Here is a 23,312-nt window from a genome sequence, read left to right on the forward strand (position 1 = left end):
CCATCTGCGTTTCCCTCGTCCCCTACGATTTCGCGGCGGGCTGTTCGTGCAGCCGCCGCATCTCTTCGAGCAACTCCCGGTCGCGCGGGGTCAGCGGATCCGGCAGCGTGAGCCGGACCTTCGCGAGGAGGTCGCCCGCGCCTCCACCGCGCAGGTGGGGCATGCCCTGTCCCCGCAGCCGGAACGTTCGTCCGTCACGGGTCCCGAGCGGGACCGTCATCATCACCCTCCCGCCGAGCGTCGGGACCTCGATTTCGCCTCCGAGCGCCGCAGTCCACACCGGTACGGCGACCTCGCACATCAGGTCGTCCTGGTCGCGCGTGAACCCCGGGTGCGGGAGGATCTGCACGACCAAATACAAGTCCGCGCCGTTCGCCTGGCCCGCCGCGCGGATCCGCTGACCGGCACGCACCCCCCGCGGGATCTTCACCTCGATCGAGCGGGGAGTCCCGCGGTCGTCGGGGATGGTCACCGTTCGGACGGTACCCGCGTACGCTTCCTCAAGCGTGATCTCGACGGTCCCCTCGACGTCCTCTCCTCCCGCGCGCCGTCCGGTTCTCGACGACCGGGTCTGCTGCCGGAGCACGTCCTCCACGTCCGGACCGGCGTCACGCCCCCGGCGCCGCCCGCCCGGCCGAAACGCGTTGCCGAACACCTGCTGAAAGAAGTCGCTGAACTGGCCGAGGCCTTCCGGTCCCATGCCCTCACTGAACACGGTGAACGTCCCGTCGCCGCCCGGCGCGGCGCCGCGCCGCAGCGCCTCTTCCCATCCACCGCCGCGCTGCCTGAGCTCGAGGAGCTGATCGTACTTCCCCCGGCGCTCGGGGTCGTTCAGGACTTGGTATGCCTCGTTGATCTCCTTGAAGCGCGCTTCCGCGTCCTTGGATCCGCGGTTGACGTCGGGATGGTGCTGGCGCGCCAGTTTGCGAAACGCCTGGCTGATCGCCTTTTTGTCGGCGGTTCGTTCCACGCCAAGGATCTTGTAGTAGTCTTTGAACTCCATCGCACCGTTCCCGAGCGGTTCGCCTCTCCGGACGAACGCGCTTCTCAGTCTAAAGGAGGTGACGCTCGGTTAACCCTCACGCGCTCCGTTCTCCCGTTCCGAGGCCACCGTCACCTTCGCCGGTCGAAGGACCTCGTCGTTGAGTCGATAGCCGCGAAGCACCTCTGCGACGATCGTGCCGGGAGCCTGGCCCCGTCCCTGCGGCGGGGCGATGCCCACCGCCTCGTGCAGGCGGGGATCGAAGGGCTTGCCGACCGATTCGATCGGCCGAACGCCGATCGCCGCGAGTTGGTCAAGCATCTGCCGGTGTGCCATGCGCAACCCATCGACCAGCGCCTTGCTCGCGCCATCGTGGTGCCCCGTGCCGAACGCAAGTGCGCGCTCCAGGTTGTCGAGGATGCCCAGCGCTACCCCGAGCACCTGCCGGCGCGTCCGTTCGACCGCGTCCTGCCGGTCGCGGATCGCGAGCTTCTTGTAGTTCTCCAGATCCGCCGCGGAGTGGAGAAACTGTTGCCAGTTCCGCTGCGCCTCGGCCCGAGCCTCGCGCACTCGCTCGCGCAGCTCCTCGGGAGACAGCCTGCCGAGATCGTCCGTCTCATCGGGCTGTCGCGCGGCCCGCGCGGCGCCTTCCCCCGCGGGGCTCGGTGTGCCCTCTGCCTCGGGTCGCCCGTCGGCGTGTTCGGTCGTCATGCCGCACCTCGATCGGTCTGAGCGTTGTCACTCGTGGGGCGGGCCGGCGCTACCCCGGCCCGCCCGTTGCGCGACGTGTTACGGCTTGTCGGACGGCTTGAACTCGGCGTCGATCACGTCGTCGCCGCCCGCGCTCCCTTGATCTCCCGCCTGTGCGCCGGGCCCGCCGGCGCCGGCTCCCGCGGTTGCCCCCGCGGTCGTCCGCTTGTACATCTCCTCGCCCAACTTGGAGCTGGCCTGCTGCAGCGCCTCGGTCGCCTGCTTGATGCGCTCGGCGTCGTCCGACTTGATGGCCTCCTTGAGCTCGGCGAGCGCGGTCTCGACCTTGCCCCGCTCGTCGGCGGAGACTTTGTCGCCGACTTCCTTGAGCATCCGCTCGGTCTGGTACGCGAGGCTGTCGCCGCGGTTCCTGGCCTCCGCGGCATCGCGCATCCGCTGGTCGTCGGCGGCGTGGGTCTCGGCCTCTCTGACGAGGCGGTCGACCTCCTTCTTGTCGAGGGTCCCGGTCCCGGTGATCTTGATCGACTGCTCGCGGCCGGTCGCCTTGTCCTTCGCCGACACGTTCAGAATGCCGTTGGCGTCGATGTCGAACGTGACCTCGACCTGCGGCGTCCCTCGCGGTGCCGGCATGATCCCGTCGAGGAGAAACTTGCCGAGCGTGCGGTTGTCCCGCGCCATCGGGCGTTCGCCCTGCAGCACGTGGATGTCCACCGCGGTCTGCCCGTCCTCGGCGGTGCTGAACGTCTCGGTCTTGCGCGTCGGGATCGTCGTGTTCCGCGGGATCAGCACCGTGTTGACCCCGCCGAGCGTCTCGATGCCGAGCGACAGCGGCGTCACGTCGAGCAGCACGACCTCCCGGACCTCGCCGGCGAGCACGCCGGCCTGGATCGCCGCGCCGACGGCCACGACCTCGTCCGGATGCACTTCCTTGTTCGGTTCCTTCCCGGTGAGGCGCCGGACGAGCTCCTGCACGCTCGGCATCCGCGTCGAGCCGCCCACCAGGATGACCTCGTCGAGATCCTTCTCGGAGAGCTTCGCGTCCGCGAGCGCCTGCTTGAACGGTCCGATGCACCGTTCCACCAGGTCGGCGGTCAGCTCGTCGAACTTGGCCCGGCTCAGCACCATGTCCAGATGTTTCGGGCCCGACGCGTCCGCCGTGATGAACGGCAGGTTGATCGACGTCTGCACCACGGTGCTGAGTTCGATCTTCGCCCGCTCCGAGGCCTCGCGCAACCGCTGCAGCGCCTGCCGGTCCGCCCGCAGGTCGATGCCCTGCTGCTTGCGGAACTCGTCGGCCAGCCAGTTGACGATCCGCTCGTCGAAGTCGTCGCCGCCGAGGTGGGTGTCCCCGTTCGTCGCCTTGACCTCGTACACCCCCTCGCCGATCTCCAGGACCGAGACATCGAACGTCCCGCCGCCGAGGTCGAACACGAGAATCGTCTTCGCGTGCTTCTGCTCGAGCTGCCGGCCGTACGCAAGCGCGGACGCGGTGGGCTCGTTGATGATCCGGAGCACCTTGAGGCCCGCGATCTCGCCAGCGTTCCGCGTCGCGGTGCGCTGGGCGTCGTTGAAGTAGGCGGGCACGGTGATGACCGCCTGCTCGACCTTCTCGCCCAGGTACGCCTCGGCGTCGGTCTTGAGCTTCTGCAAGATCATCGCGGAGATTTCCTCGGGTGTGAACGTCTTGCCCGCCGCCGGGATGTTGACCACCGCGGTGCCGTTCTTCCCCTCCTCGACCTTGTACGGCACGATCTTGCGCTCAGAGGCGACCTCGCCGAAGCGCCGGCCCATGAAGCGTTTGATCGAGTACACGGTGTTCTCGGGGTTGAGGATCGCCTGCCGCCGGGCCATCTGGCCCACCAAGCGCTCCCCGGTCTTGCTGAACCCGACGACGGAGGGCGTGAGCCGGCTCCCCTCGGCGTTCGGGATGACCGTGGGCTCGCCCCCAATCATCGCCGCGATCACCGAGTTCGTCGTACCGAGATCGATACCAACAACCTTTGCCATGCCCGTGCTCCTCCCGGCGGCGCCCCGCGCCGCGTGTAGGTGCCGGCCGGCGCCCGGCGCGAGCCGGGCGCCGGCCAGAGTGCGCCTAGCTGTCGATCTGGACCTTCACCGACGTCGGCTTCACCCGCTCCGACTTCGGCACGCTGAGCTCGAGGAGGCCGTCCTTGTAGGTCGCCTTGGCCTCCGCGCTCTTTACCTCGGTCGCGAGCGGCAGCGTCCGCGTGAACGCCCCGTACCGGAGCTCGCGCCGATAGAAGTTGCGGCCCTTCTGCTCTTCCCCGCGCTTCGTCTCACCCTTCAGGGTGATCGCGTCGTTGGTGACGGTGACATCGACCGTCTTCGGGTCGACGTTCGGCAGCTCCGCCCGGACGACGACGCTGTCCTGGGTTTCAAACATCTCCACGGCTGGCTCCCACACGATCGTCCCGGTCGCATTTCGCACCGCCTGCCGCGGTGTGAAGAACTCGTCGAACATCCGCTCCATCGACCGCCGCAGCGTGCCGACTTCGTCGAACGGATCCCAGCGCATAATGCTCATCGTCCTCGCCCTCCTTGCCTCCGTGTTCTATTGGTTTCGGCGTTGCCCATTGCCCGTGTGTCGTCGGGATGCCTCCCCTGCGCCTCGGTCTGCGGAAGCCCGCCCTCGAACACCCAGGTCAGCTCCTCGTGGTAGTGCTCCTGAATCTCCAGCAGCAGGCGCACCCCGGCGAGGTTCAGTCCCCGTTCCTCCGTCAAGAACCGGATCAGCCTGACCCGTTGGATGTCCTGCTCGGAGTACAAACGGATCCGGTGCCGGCGGACGGGCGTCAACAGCCCCCGCTCTTCATATATCCGCAGCGTCCTCGGGTGGCACCCCGTCAGGTCCGCGGCGATGCTGATCACATAGACCGGCGTATCCGGCGCTCGATCCTTCACGTTTCTCCCTCTGTCTTGTCCCAGGCACTACCCTAACACATGCTTCTATAGATGTCAATAGATCTGACAACGATAGTGTCAACCTTGTTGGACCCGCCGCCGCTCGCGTGCACCGCGCCGCCGGTGCTGCGGCCAAGGCCTGCGGAGGATCCTGGCCCCGGCCGGGGCGACGTCGGGACTCGAAGACTGGCGCCCGAGATCGTGTCGGCATCCCCCGGATGCGTCGTCCCTGGCGCGACCGCCCCCAACGGAAAGCGGCCACTCCGAGGAGTGGCCGCCCGACACCGCCGTGCGATTGCGCCGCTAGCTGAGCGCCGCGTCGATGCGCTTCTTGAGGGCCTCTTTCGGCATGTAGCCGACGATCCGCTCCACGAGTTCACCCGACCGGAAGATGCCGAGCGTTGGGATGCTCATGATGCTGTACCGCGCCGCGATCCCGCTGTTCTCGTCCACGTCGAGCTTCATCACGCGCAGCTTGCCTTCATATTCTCCCGCAATTTCCTCGACGATCGGGGCGATCATCTTGCATGGGCCACACCACGTGGCCCAAAAATCCACCAGCACCGGCGTGCCCGCCTTCAGCACATCGGTGTCGAACGTCTTCTCCGTCACGCTCGCAGGCTTCGTTGCCATACCCTGGCTCCTCTCCTTATGGGGTCACCCGATTCCTCACAACCCATCCCGGCCTCCATTTATTCCCTTTTCCCGACGCCTGTCACCACCGCGGCCAACGTGCCATCGCGACCAGCAGGAGGACGCTCATTCCCCCGGCGCCGAGGCATCCCATCCGGCCCGATCGCCCGGCGGCGGTGCCCTTCAGCGGGGCGTCCAGGCGGGAGCCTCTGGCCCCCGACCGGAGGGAGAGCCTCGTGGCAGTCTTGAACTCCCGCACCGCGTCGCCGACGCGGCCCTGCTGCTTGTACACGATCCCGAGATTCTGGTGGGCGATCCAGTAGTCCGGATCCATCGCGATCGCTTTTTGATAGCACGCCACCGCTTCGTCCAGCCGGCCGCGCTCGCGATAGACGTTCCCGAGGTTGCTGTGCGCTGGCGCGTATCGCGGGTCGAGTTGGACCGCCTTTGAGAACGACGCGTGCGCGTCATCCCACTGGCGCTTGTGGACGTAGGCGACCCCCAGTTTGCTGTGGGCAAGCGCCGACGACGGCGCGGCAGCGATGGCTTTCTGAAATGCCGCAACCGCACCGTCCCAATCCTCGACGGCCAGCCGCTCTTCTCCCTCAGCCAGAAACGGAGACGGACCTTGAGCGCTCATCTTCTCCAACGGTCACGCCGCCCGGGCGGATGCGGCGGTCACGGGACGCCCGGCGCGGCGTTGCTGCTAGGGTCTTCGCAAAGGGATTGTGGGGTTCCTTCGGTATCTCGGGGCGCGGAACGCGTGCGGGATGCGCGCCCGACGTACTATGCCGTCGAGCGTTCGAGAGGCGGCTGCGCCGCCCACAGGGGGAGATCTTCGACGGTGTCGTCCGTATCGTGTTCTCTCGCGGCCGCGGCCACGGCGGCCGCCTCATGCCCCCATGCGGTCGCGTCCGCTTTGACCCGGGCCGCGCGATATGCGTGCAGCAACGCGCGGATCTCCAGATACGGACCGACGTACGCCGGGTCGACGTCGCGGGTCCCGTTGATCTGCTCAACCACTTCGGGCGTGTCGCTGTGCACGACGACCCATCGCGATCCGAGGCGCCGGGAGTTCCACAGGGCGTAGAGGATGCCGCGGAACGCGGCAAGATCCCGGTTCTGAACCCCCTGGAGCGTGCGTCCGATGCGGCGCAGAATGCGCCCCTGCGCATCCACGAAGACCACGCCCATGCCGGCCCGGCCGTCGACTGGCGGTGCGGCGGCAACGTACACGTGGATCGTCTTTGTCGCGCTCACCCTACCCGTCGTCATCGCTGCACCATCCGTTCGAGCACGGCCGTTGCAATGACCAGTCCCGCCAGGAGCAGCAGCTTGACCCGTACGAGCCTGCGATCGTCCGCGAAGAGGCGGCACAGTTGCGCGACCGTCATCCGCGGCGCGGCCTCCGCCGGCACCCACGTCGCGTGGTGGAGTGTGGGATACGCGTGCCGCCGCGGCGACGATAGCGGTGCTCGCCTTACCGTTCGCCGCACGACCCGCCACCCCTGTGTCGACTCGGGGGCGGTCATGCCCATTCGGCGCGCCGTGCTTACGACCATCCGTGCACCCCCTGGTAGGCTCGGATGAGCCCGATGACCCGCCCGACGATTTGAAATTCCTCGCGGATGGGTCGGTACGCAGGGTTTGCGGGCATGAGCAGGGGCCGGCCTTCATCGAGTGCCAGCGTCTTCACCGTTGCTTCGTCCCCCAGGAGAGCGACCACGATCTCTCCCGGTGCGGCGACCGACTGTTTCCTGACGATGACCAGGTCGCCGGAGATGATCCCGGCCCCATTCATGCTATCCCCACGTACGCGCAGCAAGAAACATCCTCGAGCGTCACCGAGGAGGTGACGCGGTACTTCGACGTGCTCTTCGACATGTTCGTCGGCCAGAATTGGCGCCCCGGCCGACACGCGGCCGATGAGCGGGAGGGGGACGCTGTCACCGGTCTGGATGAGTGCCTTGTCGACTACTTCCAGGGCGCGCATCCGCTCGCCGTGGCGCCTGATACACCCCTTCTGTTCAAGGGCCACGAGGTGTTGGTGGACGGTGGACGGTGACTTCAGGCCGAGCGCATCACCGATCTCCCGAACAGACGGCGCATATCCCTTGTCCTGGACCTCTCTGACGAGGTAGTCCAGGATCTGCTGCTGCCGATCCGTGAGGCCCTGCCTTCTTCCCATGGATCCTGACCTCCCCCGCTGGTCCCTCGTCAATGTCATTATAGCGAACTAATGTACGGTATATCAATGTCAGATAATACGAACGTATGTACGAAACTATGGCGAAATCACCGTCATTCGGATCGAGATCTCCCAATGGCGACCTTGCTCGCTCGCGCGCCTGGTTTCTCGGATTCCCTCGTGGTTCTTGGCCTCATCGAGATGGTTCTTCGGACGGCGGTGGCGAGGTGCGATTCGGCGGGCCGACGAAAGTGAGGGATGCCTGGCCGTGGTGGGCGCCGAGGCGGCAGGACCGAATGCGGGGGAGGTCAGCGTGATGCGGTTGGCCGATCGTGTGGCATTGATCACCGGTGCCGGTTCCGGTATCGGCCGGGCCACGGCGCTCCTGTTTGCCCGGGAGGGTTCCCGCGTCGCCGTCGTAGACGTGGACGAGGCGGGCGGTCGGGAGACGGTCCGTGCGATCGAGGACGCGGGGGGATCGGCGATGTGGGCGCGGGCCGATGTGGCCGCACCAGAGGACGCGAAACGCGCGGCCGATGCGGTCGCCGCGTGGTACGGTCGGCTCGACGTCCTCTTTAACAACGCCGGCATCAGCCACGTCGGCGTGCTCCACGAAGTCCCGGAAGCCGAGTGGGACCACGTCATCGCCGTAAACGTCCGGGGTGTGTACCTGATGGCGAAGTACGTGGTCCCGCACATGCTCGTGCAGGGCCACGGGTGCATCATCAACATGTCGTCTGGCGCAGCGCTGTTCGGCCTCGAGCGGCGGGCGGCGTACTCGGCGTCGAAGGGGGCGGTGCTGGCGCTGACGCGCGCGATGGCCGTGGATTATGCGCCGCACCGCATCCGCGTGAACGCGCTCTGTCCGGGGACGGTCTACACCCCGTTTGTGGAGCGCTACCTTCACGCGTCGTACGCGGACCCGGCGGCGGCGCTCGAGCGACTCAACGAACGGCAACTCGCCGGTCGCCTGGGCCGCCCCGAGGAGATTGCGGCCGCGGCGCTGTACCTCGCGTCCGACGATGCCGAGTTTGTCACGGGGTCGCCGCTCATCATCGACGGCGGCATGACCGGCGGACGGCGCGCCTGAGGGGAGCATCGACGCGCAGGATTTGCACCGCCACGCGACGGAAGGAACGCAGCACGCCGCGACAGCGAGACACGGGCACGCGGCGGAAGGGAGCGGCGACGATGAAGATCACATATCTCGGCCATGCCACGTTTCTGTTGGAGAGCGATGCGGCCAGCGTCCTGATCGATCCGTACGACGAGAAGGTCGGATATCCCGTCCCGACCGTTCGCGTGGACGCCGTCCTGGTCAGCCACGATCATGGGGACCACACGAACGTGGCGATGGCGAAGGGGCAGCCCCGCGTGATTCGTGGTCTCGCCGACGGCCAATGGCGCACGGTGCACGAACAGGTCGATGGGATCAAGATCTCGTCGGTGCCGACCTATCACGATGACGTCCAGGGGGCGAAGCGAGGCCGGAACACGATCTTCATCTTCGACACCGAGGGCCTTCGCGTGGTGCACCTCGCGGATCTGGGCCACGGGCTGAGCCAGGAGGCGGCCAAGACGATCGGGCGCCCCGACGTGTTGATGATCCCGATCGGCGGACACTACACGATCGACGCCAGCCAGGCGCACGACGTCGTTGCGCAGCTCCGGCCGGGTATCGTCATCCCCATGCACTACAAGACCGAGGTGAACCCCGGGTCCCCGCTGAGCACCGTCGACGGGTTCACGGCGGGCGCGAAGACGTCGAAGCAGGTCGGCCACACCGTGACGGTCGAGAAGCGGTTGATCCCGAAGGAGTCAGAGGTTTGGGTCATGACGTGGAACTGACCGTCCCCCCAGCCGGAGGACGACGGTGAAGCTCGATTGCGCGTTGGCCATGGACGCGCTAGAAGATGCGCCCGCCGTCGCCCGCGCGGCGGAGGAGATTGGGTTCCAGGGTCTGTGGGCCAACGACACCAAGCACAACCCGTTCGTCGCCCTCGCTCTGGCGGCACAGGTCACCAGCCGTCTGGAGCTGGGCACGGGGATCGCCGTCGCGTTCTCGCGGAGCCCGATGGTGACCGCGCAGACGGCGTGGGACCTCGGCCGGCTCTCGGGTGGCCGGTTCCTCCTCGGGCTCGGCACACAGGTCAAGGCCCATATCGAGCGGCGGTTCGGGATGCCGTGGGATCCGCCGGTCCCCAAGCTGCGTGAGTACATCCACGCCGTCCGGGCGGTCTGGCGCACGTGGCAGGACGGAGCACCGCTGCGGGTCCAGGGGACGTTCTACAACCTCAATCTTATGGGGCCGTTCTTCAACCCCGGCCCGAACCCTCGCCCGCACATCCCGATCCTGATCGCGGGCGTCAACGAGGGGCTGTGCCGGCTCGCGGGGGAGGCGGCCGATGGGTTCATCGTGCACCCGATGCACTCGGTACCGTACCTCCGAGAGTTCGTGCTGCCGCATGTCGGGGAGGGGTTGGCGAAGGCCGGGCGAACGCGCAAGGACCTCGAGATCTACGCCCCGGTGATGATCGCGGCGGGAGAGACGCCCGACGAGCTCGCCGCCGCGGTGGCCCGGGCTCGTGCCCGCATCGCGTTCTACGGATCGACGCCGACATACCGGTTGCTGCTCGAGGTGCTCGGGCACGCGGACCTGGCGGACCGGCTCCGGCAGATGGTGGCGGCGAGGCGAGTGGATGACCTCGCCGCGCAGGTGCCGGACGCTGTCCTCGACGCGATTGTCGTCTGCGGTTCGTACGCCGAGATCGGCCGCCAGTTGAAGGCCCGGTACGCGGGACTCGCGGACCGCGTCGCGTCCTACTGGCCGTTCACCCCCGCCGACCGGGCGGGGTGGACGCGGATGGTCGAGGCCTTCCACGGAGCGAGGTGAGGCATGCGTGTCGCATATCAGGGGGAGCCCGGCGCGTACGGCGAGGAGGCCGTTCATCGGCTGTTCGGCGCGGTCCCGACCGTCCAGTGCACGTCGTTCGCGGGCGTGTTTGAGGCCGTGCAACGCGGTGACGCCGATCGGGGTGTGGTCCCGGTCGAGAACTCGCTTGCGGGAAGCATCAACGAGACGTACGATCTGCTCCTCGCGCACGAGCTGGTGATTACGGGTGAGCTGGATCTTCGCGTGAGCCACTGTCTGATGGGGCTGCCGGGACAGACGCTCGGCCAGATCAAGAAGGTGTACTCGCATCCGCAGGCGCTTGCGCAGGCGGACGCGTATTTGAAGCGGCTCGGGGCGGAGCTGGTGCCATACTACAACACCGCGGGTAGCGCGAAGATGATCCGCGAGCAGGGGCTGGAAGGGTGCGCGGCCGTGGCTAGCCGGCGCGCCGCCAGCCTCTACGGGCTCGAGATCCTTGCGGAGGCGATTGAGACCACGCCAAGCAACTACACCCGCTTTTTCGAACTGAGCACGACGCCGGCCGAGCGCGTGGAGCCGAGCAAGACCTCCATCGTGTTCATCGTGCGCAACACAGTCGGCACACTGTACGCTGCGCTCGGTGCGCTCGCGACCCGCCGCGTCAATCTCATCAAGATCGAGTCGCGGCCGGCGCGCCAGCGGCCCTGGGAGTACACGTTCTACGTAGACGTGGACGGACACGCTGACGTGGAGCCCCTGCGCGCGGCGCTCGTCGAACTCCGGCAGCACACGACGTTTCTGCGCGTGCTCGGATCGTACCCGAAGGCGTTGCCGCCAGACGCGACATAGCGGTCGAAGCCGGGGCCCGCCCGGACCCGGCACCGTCCTGACGTCCCATCGGATTCCGGGCTCCGAAGGCCGGTGCGGGGGATGCGGAGAATCTCCCTCCGACCTGCGAATGCGCGCGGACCCGTGTGCACGGCAGGAGGAGGCCGCAGATGGCCGCCCCGCGGTCCGGGACAACCACCGTACTCTTCAGCGACATCGAAGGGTCCACGGACCTGATCCAGCGCATCGGGGACGTGCGCTATTCGGACGTGCTCGCTGAACATCGTCGCGTGCTCCGCGCCGCGTTCACCGGCGGGGGCGGCACGGAGATCAGGACGGAAGGAGACGCGTGCTTTGCCGCGTTCCGCCGCGCCGGGGACGCGGTCGCCTCGGCGATCGCCGCGCAGCGGGCGCTCGCCGCACACCCCTGGGCTACGGACGTCACGCTGCGCGTGCGCATGGGGCTGCACACCGGGGAACCCGTCAACGTCGCGAGCGACTATGTGGGCCTGGACGTCCATCGCGCCGCCCGCATCTGCGCCGCGGGGCACGGGGGACAGATCCTCCTCTCGATCTCGACCGCCCTCCTTGTCGCGGACACGCTCCCGGCGGGGGCGAGCCTGCGCGATCTCGGACTGCATCGTCTCAAGGACGTGCGGGAGCCGGAGAGGATCTTCCAGGTTGTGCACCCCGTGCTCCCGTCCGAGTTTCCCGCGCTCCGGTCCCTCGATACGGTCGCGCACAACCTCCCCCGACAGCTCGATAGCTTCGTCGGCCGGGCGCGCGAGCTTGCCGAGGTGAAGCGCCTGCTCTCCACGACAGGTCTCCTCACGTTGACGGGGGCCGGCGGTTGCGGCAAGACGCGGCTCGCGCTGCAGTTGGCCAGGGACGTGCTTGCGGATCACGCGGATGGTGTCTGGCTGGTGGAACTCGCCGCGCTGACGGAGCCTGAGCTGGTGCCGCACGCCGTCGCGCACGTGCTCGGCGTGCGGGAGGATTCGGATCGGCCGCTGATCGACACCCTCGTCGACCACCTCCGCGCCAGACGTCTCCTGCTGATCTTGGACAACTGCGAGCACTTGATCGCCGCGTGCGCGGTCGTGGCCGAGCAGTTGCTCCGGGCGTGCCGATCGCTGACTGTCCTGGCCACGAGCCGCGAGCCGCTCCGCATCCCGGGGGAGATCGTGTGGAAAGTGCCCTCGCTGTCGTTTCCCGAGCACCAGCCGCTGCCGTCATCGGACACCCTGACCGAGTACGAGGCGATCCGGCTGTTCGTCGACCGTGCCACGGCCGCGCGCCCGGCGTTTGCGTTGACTCCGCAGAACGCGGCGCCGGTCGCCACGATCTGCCGGCGCCTCGATGGAATTCCCCTGGCGATCGAGCTCGCGGCGGCGCGCACGCAAGTGCTCTCCGTGGAGCAGATTGCGGCGCGGTTGAACGACCGGTTTCGGCTGCTCGGGGGCGCGAACCGGACGACCTTGCCGCGGCACCAGACGCTGCAGGGGGCGATGGACTGGAGCTACGCGCTTCTGCTGGAGGGCGAGCGCGTGATGCTGCGCCGGCTGTCGGTCTTCGCGGGCGGGTGGACCGTGGAAGCGGCACAGGCGGTCTGCACCGACGACGGCGACCCGAGTGACGTTCTCGATCTGCTGACGGGTCTGGTCTTGAAATCCCTGGTACTCGTGGGCGAGCAGGGGGGGCAGGCCCGGTATCGGTTCCTGGACACGGTCCGGCAGTATGCTTGGGAGCGATTGGTCGAGTCGGGCGAGGGGGACCTCTTTCGGGCGCGCCACCTCGCTTGGAGCGTGCGCCTCGCCGAGACGGCGGAGCCGGAGTTGGTCGGCGCCGGACAAGTGGAGTGGCTCAACCGTTTGGAGGCGGAGCACGACAACCTTCGGGTCGCGCTGGACTGGTCGTTGGACAGCAACGCGAGCGAAGAGGGGATGCGGCTGGCGAGCGCTGCGCGCCGGTTCTGGTACAGTCGGGGCTACCTCGCCGAGGGGCGGCGGTGGCTCGCGGCGCTGTTGGACGGAAGCCGCGGGGGCGCTCCTGTCCTGCGCGCCAAGGCGCTCAGAGCCGTCGGCGAACTTGCGTTTCTGCAGGCCGACTATGCCTATTGCCGCAGGGTGTATGAGGAGGGTCTGGCCCTATGGCGCCAGCAGGGCGACGCGCAGGGGATCGCGACCTTGCTGAGCGACCTGGCCGCTCTGGCCTTCAGCCAGGAGGACTTTCGGGCGGCGCACGACCTCTATCAAGAGAGTTTGGGGTTGCGGCGGGAGATGGGTGACACCTCAGGCGTCGCGGTCTCTTTGCACAACCTCGGACGCGTCGTCCACCGCGAGGGGAATCTCACGGCGGCACGCGAGCTGATGGAGGAGGCCCTCGCGCTGTCGCGGCAGCTTGGGGACAAGCAAAACGTCGCGGGGGCACTCACGAACCTGGGATTCATCGCGTTCAGCCGGCACGACTACGCTGCGGCTCGGTCACTCTTTGAGGAAGGCCTGACCATGCAGGAGGAGCTTGGAGACAGGCGAAGGATCGCCTATTCGCTCATGGGGTTCGCGTTTCTGGCCGCCGCCCAAGGACACGCCCGCCGGGCAGCGAGGCTCTTCGGAACAGAGGACGCCCTGCGCGAAGCCATCGGTGCTCCCCTCCCGCGCGTCGATCGAGCCGACTACGAGCGCATCGTGGCGTTGACACGCTCCGAATTGGGCGAGGAGGAGTTTGCCGCGGGGTGGACGGAAGGGCGCGCCACGACGCTGCGGTCGGCTATTGACGACGCGAAGAGGACCGATTGAGCGGGGCGCAGAACGAGCGACTGGTCGTCACGTTGGGGTCGCGCATCGCGGGCCGGAATGTCGGGAACCCACACAGCCGCCCCGTGAAGATGTGCCTGGGCAACCCCGTTGCGTTGCGCCCCTGTCGTTCCATGGAGGTGCCGAAGTGGGTTGCAACTTCGATCTGATTGTCGGGTACAAATTCAAGATCGCGAAGTACCTGTGCTGTGAACGGCTGCCGGCCGCCCAGACCGTTCATGCGGCGAGAGCGGAAATGCAGCGTGCGATCAACGCGTTAGAGGGCCCGGGGGGCGCGCATTTTCGGGTCGTCCGAGGCGTCGGGAACCCCTGCCACGGCATGCCGGGCGGCGGGATCGTCGACGACCTCGCCGAAGCGGCGGTGCAAAAGGCCTTCGGAACGGACGCGGCTCAGACATCGCAGCGGATCGTCGCCCTCGCGCTCGAGATCGCCGTGCGGAGCATCGCGAGCTCCGGGGCCACGCTGGAAGAGATCAAACGGGCGGGACGAGCGGTCTGCGATCTGCTGCGTGCCGCGTCCGTGCCGCTCGGTCCCTAGGCCGGTCGCGCCGCCTATCCCGCGATCAGCGGGAGCGATGCGACCGCGGCGACGATCCCGGCCGTCTGCGTGCGTGTCAGATGCTCGCGGAGCACCGCGCGCGCAAGCAGCGCGGTGAACGCCGGGTAGAGCGATCCGAGCACGGCGGCGACGTCCACGCGCCCCGCGTGCGCCGCGAGCACGAAACATGCGTTTCCGCCGGCGTCGAGCACCCCCGCGAGAAGCGAGATGCCGATGACGCCGCGGGGGACGCGTAATGTCTGGTGGCTCGCCACGGCGAGCCCGACCATGACCACGAGCGACGTGCCCGTCGAGACGGCCAGCGGCCAGAATACCGACGGCCCGTGCACCTGCGAGATCAGAAGGTAGAAACCTCCGAACGCAACCCCGGCCAGCGCGGCGAGGCCAAGACCGTGCGGCCGGCCCGCCCGCCCCACCGGACGGGAGAGGCACCAGACGCCGCCGAGCGCCAGGGCAAACCCGCCGAGGCGCACCGCCGGTGGCATCCCCTGGAACAGTGCGGCGAACAGCACCGGAAACGACGCGGCGAGCACCGCGGTGAGCGGGGAGTTGACGCCCATCTTGCCGACCGCCAGCGATCGGTAGAGCGCGACGAGCCCGATCGACCCGGACACGCCGGCGGCGACCGCCCAGGCCACCGCCGCCGACGACGGCGCGTGTTCCCGGAAAATGAGCGCGAGCGTGATCTGGGCCGCGATCCCCGTCACGCGGGAGAGGGGCGCCACGCTCAACACGTTCGCGCGGCGGGCCGAGAAGCCCCCGCTGAAGTCGCCGCCGCCCCACGACACCGCCGACGCGAGGCCGAACGTCGCGGCCGCCAGATGCGGTTCGCTCATGAGCGCGTGGATCCGCGGGAGCCGCCGCTACTCTTCAGGTCGCCAGCGTAGATTTGGCTTTCTCGCGGCCGTGACCTCGTCCAGCCGCGTGACGGCCGCCTCGTGGGGCGCCGTGCGCACCATCTCCGCGTCGGTTTCGGCCTCGTGCGCGATCGCCACCATCGCATCGACAAACGCGTCGAGCGTCTGCAGGCTCTCGGTCTCCGTCGGCTCGATCATGATCGCCTCCTCGACGATCAGCGGGAAGTAGATCGTCGGCGCGTGGAACCCGTAGTCCAGCAGGCGCTTCGCCATGTCCCGCGTGGTGACGTGGTGCAGATCGCGCTGCCACCGCCCCGAGAGCACGAACTCGTGCTTGCACACCCGGTCGTACGGGACCTCGAAATGGTCCCGGAGTCGGGCGAAGAGGTAGTTGGCGTTGAGCACCGCCATTTCCGAGGCCTCCCGCAACCCGGCCGCACCCATCGTGCGGATGTAGGTGTACGCGCGGACGAGGTTGCCGAAGTTACCATAGAATGCGCGCATCTTGCCGATCGTCTTCGGCCGGTCGTGGTCGAGTGTGAACCGCTGTCCGTCCCGCTCGACCGTCGGCGCCGGCAGAAACGGCACAAGGTGCGCCCGCACGCCGACCGCGCCCGCGCCCGGCCCGCCGCCGCCGTGCGGCGTCGTAAACGTCTTGTGCAGGTTCAGGTGCATGACATCGAACCCCTGATCGCCCGGCCGTGTGATCCCGAGGATCGCGTTGAAGTTGGCGCCGTCGAGGTACAGCTGCGCGCCGACGTTGTGGACCGCGCGCGCCACCTCGAGGATCTGCTCCTCGAACAGCCCGAGGGTGTTCGGGTTCGTGAACATCAGGGCGGCGACGTCGGGGTTCAGCGCGGCCCTGAGCGCGTCCAGATCGATGTTGCCCCGGTGGTCGCTCTTGACCTCGACCACCTTGTAGCCTGCGAAGGTCGCGGACGCCGGGTTCGTCCCGTGCGCCGAGTCGGGCACGATGATCGTGCCCCGGCGCTCGCCCTTCTCCTGGTAATAGCGGCCGATCATCAGGAGCGAGGTCAGCTCGCCGTGAGCGCCTGCGGCGGGCTGGAACGTGACGCGGTCCATCCCGGTGATCTCCGCCATGGCGTGCTCGAGCTCCCACAGCAGTTCCAGCGCGCCTTGGGCCAGGTCTTCTGGCGCGTAGGGGTGCAGCCGCGCGAACCCGGCTTGGCGGGCGGCGTCCTCGTTGATCTTCGGGTTGTACTTCATGGTGCACGAGCCGAGCGGATAGAACCCCTCGTCGATCGAGAAGTTGCGGTGGCTCAGTGCCGTGTAGTGGCGCACCACGTCGAGCTCGCTGACCTCCGGGAGCGCCGCCGGCCGCGAGCGGCGGTGCGCCGCGGGCACGACCGTGTCGAGCGGGACGTCGGGAACGTCGCTCTCAGGCAGGCTGTAACCCACGCGGCCGGGGGTGCCCCGTTCGAAGATCACGGGAACCGGTCGCTTCCGAAGCGAGGGCTTGCGCGTTGGGGCTTCCGATGTGCTCATCGCACGGTCTCCAGGTGGTCCACGAGATGGTCGATCTCCTGCCGCGAGCGCTGCTCCGTGACGCAGAGGAGCCAGCAGTCATCGTACTCCGGGTAGAATCGGCCGAGCGGGAGCCCGCCGAGAATTCCATGGGCCAGCAGCCGGCGGTTGATCTCTGCGGGCGGTACCGGGCACCGCACCACGAACTCGTTGAACGTCGGCGCGGCGAACGGAAGCGAGTAGCCGGGCAGCGCCGCGATGCGTTCACGGGCGTAGTGCGCCTTCCGCGCGCACAACTCCGCGACGCGCGCCATGCCTTGGCGGCCGAGCGTCGCGAGATACACCGCGGCGACGAGCGCGTTCAGCGACTCGTTCGTGCAGATGTTGCTCGTGGCTTTGGCGCGGCGGATGTGCTGCTCGCGCGTCTGCAGCGTGAGCACGTAGCCGGGCCGGCCGGCGGTGTCGACCGTCCGTCCGACCAGGCGCCCGGGAATCCGGCGGACGAACGCTTCGCGGGTGGCGATCATGCCGAGGTAGGGGCCGCCGAAGTTGAGCGCGTTCCCCAGCGCTTGACCTTCCCCCGTGACGATGTCGGCGCCGTACGCTCCCGGCGGCCGCAACATCCCCAGGCTGATCGGCTCGGCGATCGCGACCACGAGGAGCGCGCCTTTGCCGTGGGCGACCTTGGCGAGCGCTTCGCCCTCCTCGATGGCGCCGAAGAAATTCGGCGACTGCACAATGAGCGCCGCGGTGGCGTCCGTGACCGCGACCCGCGCCGCCTCGACGGAAGTGACGCCGTCGAGGGCCGGAAGTTCTCGCACGGTGATCGGCAGGTGACTGGTGTAGGTCCGCAGGACTTGCCGGTACTCTGGGTGCACAGCGGTGCTGATCAGCACCTCGGTGCGCTTCGTGAGATCCGCGGCCATGTTCGCCGCCTCGCCGGTCGCGCTGGCCCCGTCGTACATCGACGCGTTGGCGACATCCATCCCGGTCAGCTCGCACATCATGCTCTGGTACTCGTAGATCGCCTGGAGCTCGCCCTGCATGATCTCCGCCTGGTACGGGGTGTAGGCCGTCAGGAACTCGGGGCGCAGCGCGAGATGCGGTACCGTGCTGGGCACGAAGTGGTCGTAGGCGCCGGCGCCGAGGAAGCACGCGAGCCGATCGCAGTCCGTGTTGCGCTCCGCGAGCGCGCGGAGGTGTGCGAGCAGGGTGGGGTCGGGCACCGCGGGGGGGAGGTCCAACGGCCGCTTGAGGCGGGCCTCCTCCGGGATGTCCACAAAGAGATCCTCCACGGCGCGGACGCCCACCGCGGCGAGCATGCGCTCGCGTTCAGCCGCGGTCGCGGGAATGTACTTCATGACGGACTTTCGCCGACGTGGGCCGTGTACGCGTCGGCGTCGAGGAGCTGGTCGAGCTCCGCGGGGTTGCTCGGCTCCACGACCACCATCCACGCCGCGTTGTACGGGTCGGAGTTCAGGACTTCCGGTTTCTCGACGAGCGCCGTGTTGATCTCAACCACCTTACCGGAGACCGGCGCATACAGGTCGCTGACGGCTTTGACGGACTCCACGACCCCGAAGGGCTCCATGAATTTGAGCTCGGTGCCCACACTCGGCAGCTCAACATAGACGACGTCGGAAAGACGGTCCGCGGCAAACTTCGTGATCCCGATCCGCACGCGCTTGCCCTCGATCTTCGCCCACTCATGCTCCTTCGAGTACCGCAGTTCCTTGGGATACACGCGCCCCTCCCCCGAACCAGAATCTCACGCCGCGCCGCGCCCGGAGCTTCCCCCGGCCCCCGGCATCGCCGCGGATGGCTCAGCCGGCGATGTGGCGGTCCCGGCTATAGAATGGAAGCTTCGTGACCGTGCCCGGAACGGCGCGTCCGCGGATCTCAACGGCCAACGCCTGCCCGGGTGTGGCGTGCGCGGGGGGCACGAAGCCCAGCCCGATGCTCTTCTCCACGGTCGGGCCAAAACTCCCGCTGGTCACGTGGCCGACGGCCGCGCCGTCGAGCTGGATCGGGAACCCGTGGCGCGCGATCGCGCGCCCCTCCAGGATGAACCCCGCGAGGCGGCGGACCAGCCCCGCCGCCTTCTGCCGTCTGAGCGCGCTGGCGCCGACGAACTCGCCCTTCTGCAGCTTGACCGTCCACGCAAGTCCGGCTTCGAGCGGGCTGATCGTCTTGTCCATGTCGTTGCCGTGCAGCAACAAGCCCGCTTCTAACCGCAGGGTGTCGCGCGCGCCGAGCCCGGCGGGCATCACCCCATCGCGGCTGCCGGCATCCAGGATGGCGTCCCAGAGGTGCGTCGCGTCCTCGGCCGCCGTGTACAGCTCGAACCCGTCCTCTCCCGTGTAGCCGGTGCGGGACAAGATCACCGGTCTGCCCGCAACCTGGACATCGGGACGGAACCAGTAGTACTTGATCTCGCCGAGCGGGACCGCCGTCAGGCGTTGGAGGATTTCCGGCGCACGGGGCCCTTGAAACGCGAGCAGCGCAATTTCCGCCGACCGGTCGGTCACGCGGACGTCCGCCCGTGCATGATCGCGAATCCACCCGAGGTCCTCCGCCGTGTTCGCGGCGTTGACGACGAGCATCAGGTCGGTCTCGCTCATCCGGTAGACGAGCAAATCGTCGATCACCCCGCCCTCCGGCGTGCACATCGGCGTGTACATCGCCTGGCTGACGGCGAGTTTGGCGAGATCGTTCGTCACGAGTCCTTGCACAAATGGAATCGCCCCGGGGCCGACCACGTCCACCTCGCCCATGTGGCACACGTCGAACAAACCCGCCCGCGTCCGTACCGCGCGGTGCTCCTCGATGATGCCGACGTATTGCACCGGCATCTCCCAACCGCCAAACGGCACCATGCGTGCGCCGGCCCGAACGTGCGCCTGGTAAAGCGGTGTGCGTTTCAGCGTCTCGTCCATCGTCTACAGCACCTTCCGCTCCCAGGCGCGCGCGAGGCAGGCGGTCACCTCGTCGTCGGTGGTCTGGGTGAAGTCTTCGTAGAACCCGCCGACCGCGGTAAACTCGGTCGGGTGCAGCACGCAGATCACGCGGTCGGCTTCCTGCTCGATCCGGCGCAGCGCATCCGGGGGCCCGACCGGAACCGCGACGACCACTTCTTGCGCGAGCCCGTGGCGCAACACGCGCACGGCCGCGATCGCGGTCGCGCCGGTCGCGAGGCCGTCGTCCACGAGTATCGCCGTCCGCCCTCGCGCGTCGAACGGTGCCCGGCCGCCGCGGTAACGCTCCTCCTGGCGCGCGATCTCCGCGATCTGCGCCGCGATCTCCCCTCGCAGGTAGGCGTCGTCCACCCGCAGCGCGCGTGCGAGCCTCGCGTCCAGGTACACCGTGCCGTCGCCCGCCACAGCGCCGAACGCCAGCTCGGGGTTCCCGGGCGCCCGGAGCTTGCGCGGGACGGTGAAGTCCAGCGGCCACCCGCACCGCCGGGCGATTTCATCGGCCACAATCACGCCGCCCCGCGGGATCGCGACGACGACGCCCGAACCGCAGATCCGGAGCTCCGCTAACGCGGAGGCGAGCTGGTCGCCGGCGTCACGCCGATCTCGAAATCGCATCGCGCCTCGCTCACGCTGCGTCGCTCCGGCCGGTCACGGACCGGGCCGGCCGGGCGAGCACGGTCATCGCACACCCTCTTGGCGTGGTCCGCGCGCGGCGGCAAGTGCCTCCAACTCCTCGGACGAGAGCGGGTGATTCGACCGACCGGCCTCGATCGGCTTGCCGTACACGCGGGCGCTGTCCCGATTGTTGAGCACGCTCACCACCACCCCGTTCGCCTGACCGTCGAGCAGCGCGAGGCTGAAGCTCATATTGCCGCCCATGTCGGGAAACGGATTGTAGCGGACCACGCCGACACCCTGAATCGCCTTCGGCAGATGGTTCGTGATCTGCGCCACGCTGTGCTCGAGCGTCTCGAGACGGCGCCGGACCTCCACCAGTTCACCGCGCATGCTTTCGTCCATCGGGGGGAGTATCCGGGGCGTGCTGGGTCGCCGGCGGCGGAGCAGGTGCCCGATGACAAGCACGATGAGGATTCCGCAGACCGCGGCGAGAACGATGAGAATCTCTTCCGGGTGCGCCTCGAAGGCGTTCGGCACCGCATCCTCCCTCCGAGGGAATCAACATTGTGCAGTTCGCTGGCGGTGGAACCTTTCCCTTCGGTATCCGCCTGTGACGTGTTTCTTCCGCGGGCGCGGTTGCGATCGCGCGGCGCGCGCAGACGCACGTTCGGGATTGACGGAAGCTGCAGTGATGTCTATAAGTATAGATGTTCACATACTTCGACCACACAGGCGTTACGGCGATGGCGGCAGGAATTTCTCACAGCGCGCGCGCTCATCGGGGTGTGTGCGGAACGCTGGTGGCGGCGCTGGCCGCCGCAGCGGTTTGGGGCGCGCCGCCCGACGTGGATCGGGCGCGCGCGGCCGGGCCCGCGCTTGGCGGCGTGGTGATCGAGCCTGACGGCGAGGGCGCCCGCATTCGGATTGCCGTCGGCGCCCCGGTGCGCTATGCGGTCTCCACGAGCCCCGGCCGTGTGCTGATCGCGCTCGAGGGCGTGGCCGTGGAACCGGCGTCGTACCGGTTGGCGGTGGGACCGGTGGTTGGGATCTTCGTGCGTCCGATCGGCGGCGCCGGTTCGCGGTCGGAGATCGAGATCGCGACGCGCATCGCGATGCATGCGACGGCGAGGCTCGTGGACGGGCGCGTACTTGTGGTGGTCGTGGCACCCCCCACGCGGTTGCCCGTTCCCGACACGCCGTCGGCACACCCGGGAAGCTCGCGGACCACGACGCGCGGGGCCGCCACACCGCCCCCGGTCGGATCGGGCGCTCCGCAGGCGATGACGCTCCAGGAGGGTAGCGGGCGCCTGCTGTCCATTGCGGGACTGGTGCGCGTTGCGGTCGCGGACCCGCGGGTGCTCAGCGTCGTTCCCGTGACCGATCGCGAGTTGCTGGTCACGGCCCGCGCGGCCGGGCGCACGACGATGTACGTGTGGGACGGTGCGGGGCGGGTCTCGGTCTACGCTGTGGAGGTGGCCTCGGCACCGGACCGTCTGGCCGCGCTGCGGCACCTGCTTTCGACGATGTTCCCCGGCGCGGCCCTCGTTGTGACCGAGATCCCCTCGGGCGGCGCTGCGACGAACGGCCCGGCGGCGCCCCCTGCCGGTACATCGGGCGGAGTGCCCGCGCCCGGCAGCGCGGCGGGTCCCAGGGCCGGCCTCGACGTGGCGGTCCCTCCATCGCAACCCACGCTGGTGGCCGTGCCGGGGGGCACCGGCGCTTCGACGCCACGTCCCGGCGCCCCGGTTGCCCGTCAGCCTTCCTCTGCGACGTCCTCCGGTGTCGTGTTGAGCGGTTCCGTCGAGACCCAGATGGATCGTCAGCGGATCGAGGAGATCGCCCGGGCGTTCGTCCCGCTTGTGGTCAATCTGCTGAACGTCCGGCGGCCGGTGCAGATCAAGCTCCAGGTGGAGGTGGTTGAGCTCGACCGCAGCGCGGCGCGCGCCCTCGGGGTGACATGGGGCGGTGGCCAGGCCGCGCCGGGCGCCGCGCCGTCGCTGAACGGCGGCGTGTACAACCTGCAGCTGACGACGAATCCGGGAGCTGGGGCGGCCGGTCTGGATCTCCTGATCGCCCAGCTTCAGGGGCTGGTCCAGGACGGCCGCGCGAGGCTGCTCGCCGAGCCCAGCTTGATGGTGATGGCCGGGACCCCGGCGTCCATGCTGCTCGGCGGACAAGTCCCGATTCCGATCGCCGGCCCGAACGGGTCGGTTACCGTTGAGTACAAGGATTTCGGGGTCATTCTCACCGCGCGCCCCGACTATCAGGACGACGGTCGCGTATTCATGCAGGTTGCGCCCGAGGTGAGCACGCTTGACTTCACGGATGCCATCAAGGTCAACGGGTTTACGATCCCGGCGCTTCGCGTCCGGCGCGCGCAGACCGCCGTATCGATGCTCCCAAACCAGACGCTGGTGCTTGGCGGGCTCCTGCAGCGGCAGGACAGCGAATCGGTCCAAAAGATCCCCGTGCTCGGCGATCTGCCGGTGATCGGCGCGCTGTTCCGCTCCACGCAGTTCCAGCACGACGAGACCGAGCTCGTGATCTTCGTCACTCCGATGCTCGTCGACCCGAGCGACGTGCCGGCGCCCCGGCCGTGAGAGGAGGATCCCGCATGCAAACGACGTGGTGGTGCGCCCGCCGCCGAGGCGGCGGCCAGGTGAGGCGCTCCGTGCCTCCGGCGGCCCAGGCGGCGTCGCCCCGGCGGAGATGGGCCGGCCAGGCCGGCCAGGGGATGATCGAGTACGCGCTCATCGGCGGCATTCTGATCGTGGGCGCGGTGGCCGTGTTGACGGCGCTCTCCAAGAGCCTGAACGACCTGTTTTCGGCGATCTCCTCGACGCTCTCGCAATACTGAGGACACGTG

General features: G+C 68.4%; 25 protein-coding genes. 8 read left to right on the plus strand and 17 right to left on the minus strand.

Annotated features, from left to right (window positions below; genetic code table 11):
• Nucleotides 1–22 precede the first annotated feature (22 nt).
• From VKZ50_17645 to lexA, 10 genes are all read right to left on the minus strand, one after another.
• A complete protein-coding gene (locus tag VKZ50_17645) occupies nucleotides 23–1,003 on the minus strand; it encodes a DnaJ C-terminal domain-containing protein (protein ID HLJ61550.1) in 981 nt (326 codons plus the stop codon).
• Nucleotides 1,004–1,072: 69 nt separating this feature from the next.
• The gene (locus tag VKZ50_17650; GenBank protein HLJ61551.1) at nucleotides 1,073–1,693 is read right to left on the minus strand and encodes a nucleotide exchange factor GrpE; all 621 of its coding nucleotides are present in this window, start codon (nucleotides 1,691–1,693) and stop codon (nucleotides 1,073–1,075) included.
• A 78-nt stretch (nucleotides 1,694–1,771) separates the two neighbouring features.
• Entirely contained in the window at nucleotides 1,772–3,700 is a 1,929-nt protein-coding gene (gene dnaK / locus VKZ50_17655) for a molecular chaperone DnaK (GenBank protein ID HLJ61552.1), read from the minus strand.
• Nucleotides 3,701–3,785: 85 nt separating this feature from the next.
• Nucleotides 3,786–4,238, minus strand: coding sequence for an Hsp20/alpha crystallin family protein (locus tag VKZ50_17660; GenBank protein HLJ61553.1), 453 nt, complete (start codon nucleotides 4,236–4,238; stop codon nucleotides 3,786–3,788).
• Nucleotides 4,235–4,615: a MerR family transcriptional regulator gene (locus tag VKZ50_17665; GenBank protein HLJ61554.1), complete on the minus strand. Its 381-nt coding sequence runs from the start codon at nucleotides 4,613–4,615 to the stop codon at nucleotides 4,235–4,237. Before VKZ50_17665 ends, VKZ50_17660 begins: the two co-directional genes overlap by 4 nt.
• Before the next feature lie 303 nt (nucleotides 4,616–4,918).
• On the minus strand, nucleotides 4,919–5,248 hold the full coding sequence (gene trxA / locus VKZ50_17670) for a thioredoxin (protein ID HLJ61555.1): 330 nt from the start codon (nucleotides 5,246–5,248) through the stop codon (nucleotides 4,919–4,921).
• A gap of 82 nt (nucleotides 5,249–5,330) precedes the next feature.
• Complete coding sequence (locus VKZ50_17675; GenBank protein HLJ61556.1) at nucleotides 5,331–5,888, minus strand: tetratricopeptide repeat protein; 558 nt, start codon at nucleotides 5,886–5,888, stop codon at nucleotides 5,331–5,333.
• Nucleotides 5,889–6,034: 146 nt separating this feature from the next.
• The gene (locus tag VKZ50_17680; protein HLJ61557.1) at nucleotides 6,035–6,523 is read right to left on the minus strand and encodes a reverse transcriptase-like protein; all 489 of its coding nucleotides are present in this window, start codon (nucleotides 6,521–6,523) and stop codon (nucleotides 6,035–6,037) included.
• On the minus strand, nucleotides 6,520–6,642 hold the full coding sequence (locus tag VKZ50_17685; GenBank protein ID HLJ61558.1) for a hypothetical protein: 123 nt from the start codon (nucleotides 6,640–6,642) through the stop codon (nucleotides 6,520–6,522). Before VKZ50_17685 ends, VKZ50_17680 begins: the two co-directional genes overlap by 4 nt.
• Nucleotides 6,643–6,800: 158 nt before the next feature.
• Nucleotides 6,801–7,436 carry a transcriptional repressor LexA gene (gene lexA / locus VKZ50_17690; protein ID HLJ61559.1) on the minus strand — a complete coding sequence of 212 codons (636 nt, stop codon included), beginning with the start codon at nucleotides 7,434–7,436 and terminating at the stop codon, nucleotides 6,801–6,803.
• Nucleotides 7,437–7,752: 316 nt separating this feature from the next.
• On the opposite strand from lexA, the gene VKZ50_17695 reads away from it, so the two are divergent.
• From VKZ50_17695 to VKZ50_17720, 6 genes are all read left to right on the plus strand, one after another.
• Nucleotides 7,753–8,526 carry an SDR family oxidoreductase gene (locus tag VKZ50_17695; protein HLJ61560.1) on the plus strand — a complete coding sequence of 258 codons (774 nt, stop codon included), beginning with the start codon at nucleotides 7,753–7,755 and terminating at the stop codon, nucleotides 8,524–8,526.
• Nucleotides 8,527–8,627: 101 nt separating this feature from the next.
• Nucleotides 8,628–9,284: an MBL fold metallo-hydrolase gene (locus tag VKZ50_17700; GenBank protein ID HLJ61561.1), complete on the plus strand. Its 657-nt coding sequence runs from the start codon at nucleotides 8,628–8,630 to the stop codon at nucleotides 9,282–9,284.
• A gap of 25 nt (nucleotides 9,285–9,309) precedes the next feature.
• Nucleotides 9,310–10,329, plus strand: coding sequence for a TIGR03617 family F420-dependent LLM class oxidoreductase (locus VKZ50_17705; GenBank protein ID HLJ61562.1), 1,020 nt, complete (start codon nucleotides 9,310–9,312; stop codon nucleotides 10,327–10,329).
• A 3-nt stretch (nucleotides 10,330–10,332) separates the two neighbouring features.
• Complete coding sequence (gene pheA, locus VKZ50_17710) at nucleotides 10,333–11,157, plus strand: prephenate dehydratase (protein ID HLJ61563.1); 825 nt, start codon at nucleotides 10,333–10,335, stop codon at nucleotides 11,155–11,157.
• A 149-nt stretch (nucleotides 11,158–11,306) separates the two neighbouring features.
• Complete coding sequence (locus tag VKZ50_17715; GenBank protein HLJ61564.1) at nucleotides 11,307–13,934, plus strand: tetratricopeptide repeat protein; 2,628 nt, start codon at nucleotides 11,307–11,309, stop codon at nucleotides 13,932–13,934.
• Between the two features lie 145 nt (nucleotides 13,935–14,079).
• The gene (locus tag VKZ50_17720; protein ID HLJ61565.1) at nucleotides 14,080–14,490 is read left to right on the plus strand and encodes a hypothetical protein; all 411 of its coding nucleotides are present in this window, start codon (nucleotides 14,080–14,082) and stop codon (nucleotides 14,488–14,490) included.
• A gap of 14 nt (nucleotides 14,491–14,504) precedes the next feature.
• Here VKZ50_17720 and VKZ50_17725 read toward each other — a convergent pair whose 3' ends face one another.
• From VKZ50_17725 to VKZ50_17755, 7 genes are all read right to left on the minus strand, one after another.
• Entirely contained in the window at nucleotides 14,505–15,347 is an 843-nt protein-coding gene (locus VKZ50_17725) for a DMT family transporter (protein HLJ61566.1), read from the minus strand.
• A gap of 27 nt (nucleotides 15,348–15,374) precedes the next feature.
• On the minus strand, nucleotides 15,375–16,874 hold the full coding sequence (gene gcvPB, locus VKZ50_17730) for an aminomethyl-transferring glycine dehydrogenase subunit GcvPB (protein ID HLJ61567.1): 1,500 nt from the start codon (nucleotides 16,872–16,874) through the stop codon (nucleotides 15,375–15,377).
• The gene (gcvPA, locus tag VKZ50_17735; protein HLJ61568.1) at nucleotides 16,871–18,214 is read right to left on the minus strand and encodes an aminomethyl-transferring glycine dehydrogenase subunit GcvPA; all 1,344 of its coding nucleotides are present in this window, start codon (nucleotides 18,212–18,214) and stop codon (nucleotides 16,871–16,873) included. The genes gcvPB and gcvPA overlap by 4 nt, the downstream gene beginning before the upstream one ends.
• Nucleotides 18,211–18,597 (minus strand): glycine cleavage system protein GcvH, encoded by a 387-nt coding sequence (gcvH, locus tag VKZ50_17740; protein ID HLJ61569.1) that lies wholly within the window; start codon nucleotides 18,595–18,597, stop codon nucleotides 18,211–18,213. Before gcvH ends, gcvPA begins: the two co-directional genes overlap by 4 nt.
• A gap of 79 nt (nucleotides 18,598–18,676) precedes the next feature.
• Entirely contained in the window at nucleotides 18,677–19,789 is a 1,113-nt protein-coding gene (gene gcvT, locus VKZ50_17745) for a glycine cleavage system aminomethyltransferase GcvT (protein HLJ61570.1), read from the minus strand.
• A 3-nt stretch (nucleotides 19,790–19,792) separates the two neighbouring features.
• Nucleotides 19,793–20,443 carry a phosphoribosyltransferase family protein gene (locus tag VKZ50_17750; protein HLJ61571.1) on the minus strand — a complete coding sequence of 217 codons (651 nt, stop codon included), beginning with the start codon at nucleotides 20,441–20,443 and terminating at the stop codon, nucleotides 19,793–19,795.
• Between the two features lie 63 nt (nucleotides 20,444–20,506).
• The gene (locus VKZ50_17755; protein ID HLJ61572.1) at nucleotides 20,507–20,983 is read right to left on the minus strand and encodes a DUF4446 family protein; all 477 of its coding nucleotides are present in this window, start codon (nucleotides 20,981–20,983) and stop codon (nucleotides 20,507–20,509) included.
• Nucleotides 20,984–21,189: 206 nt separating this feature from the next.
• Here VKZ50_17755 and VKZ50_17760 point away from each other — a divergent pair, with 206 nt between their 5' ends.
• Both VKZ50_17760 and VKZ50_17765 read left to right on the plus strand, forming a co-directional pair.
• On the plus strand, nucleotides 21,190–23,046 hold the full coding sequence (locus tag VKZ50_17760) for a pilus assembly protein N-terminal domain-containing protein (protein HLJ61573.1): 1,857 nt from the start codon (nucleotides 21,190–21,192) through the stop codon (nucleotides 23,044–23,046).
• Between the two features lie 14 nt (nucleotides 23,047–23,060).
• Nucleotides 23,061–23,303: a hypothetical protein gene (locus tag VKZ50_17765; protein HLJ61574.1), complete on the plus strand. Its 243-nt coding sequence runs from the start codon at nucleotides 23,061–23,063 to the stop codon at nucleotides 23,301–23,303.
• The last annotated feature ends 9 nt before the right edge of the window (nucleotides 23,304–23,312 follow it).

Source organism: bacterium (assembly GCA_035295165.1).
GTDB lineage: Bacteria > Sysuimicrobiota > Sysuimicrobiia > Sysuimicrobiales > Segetimicrobiaceae > JAJPIA01.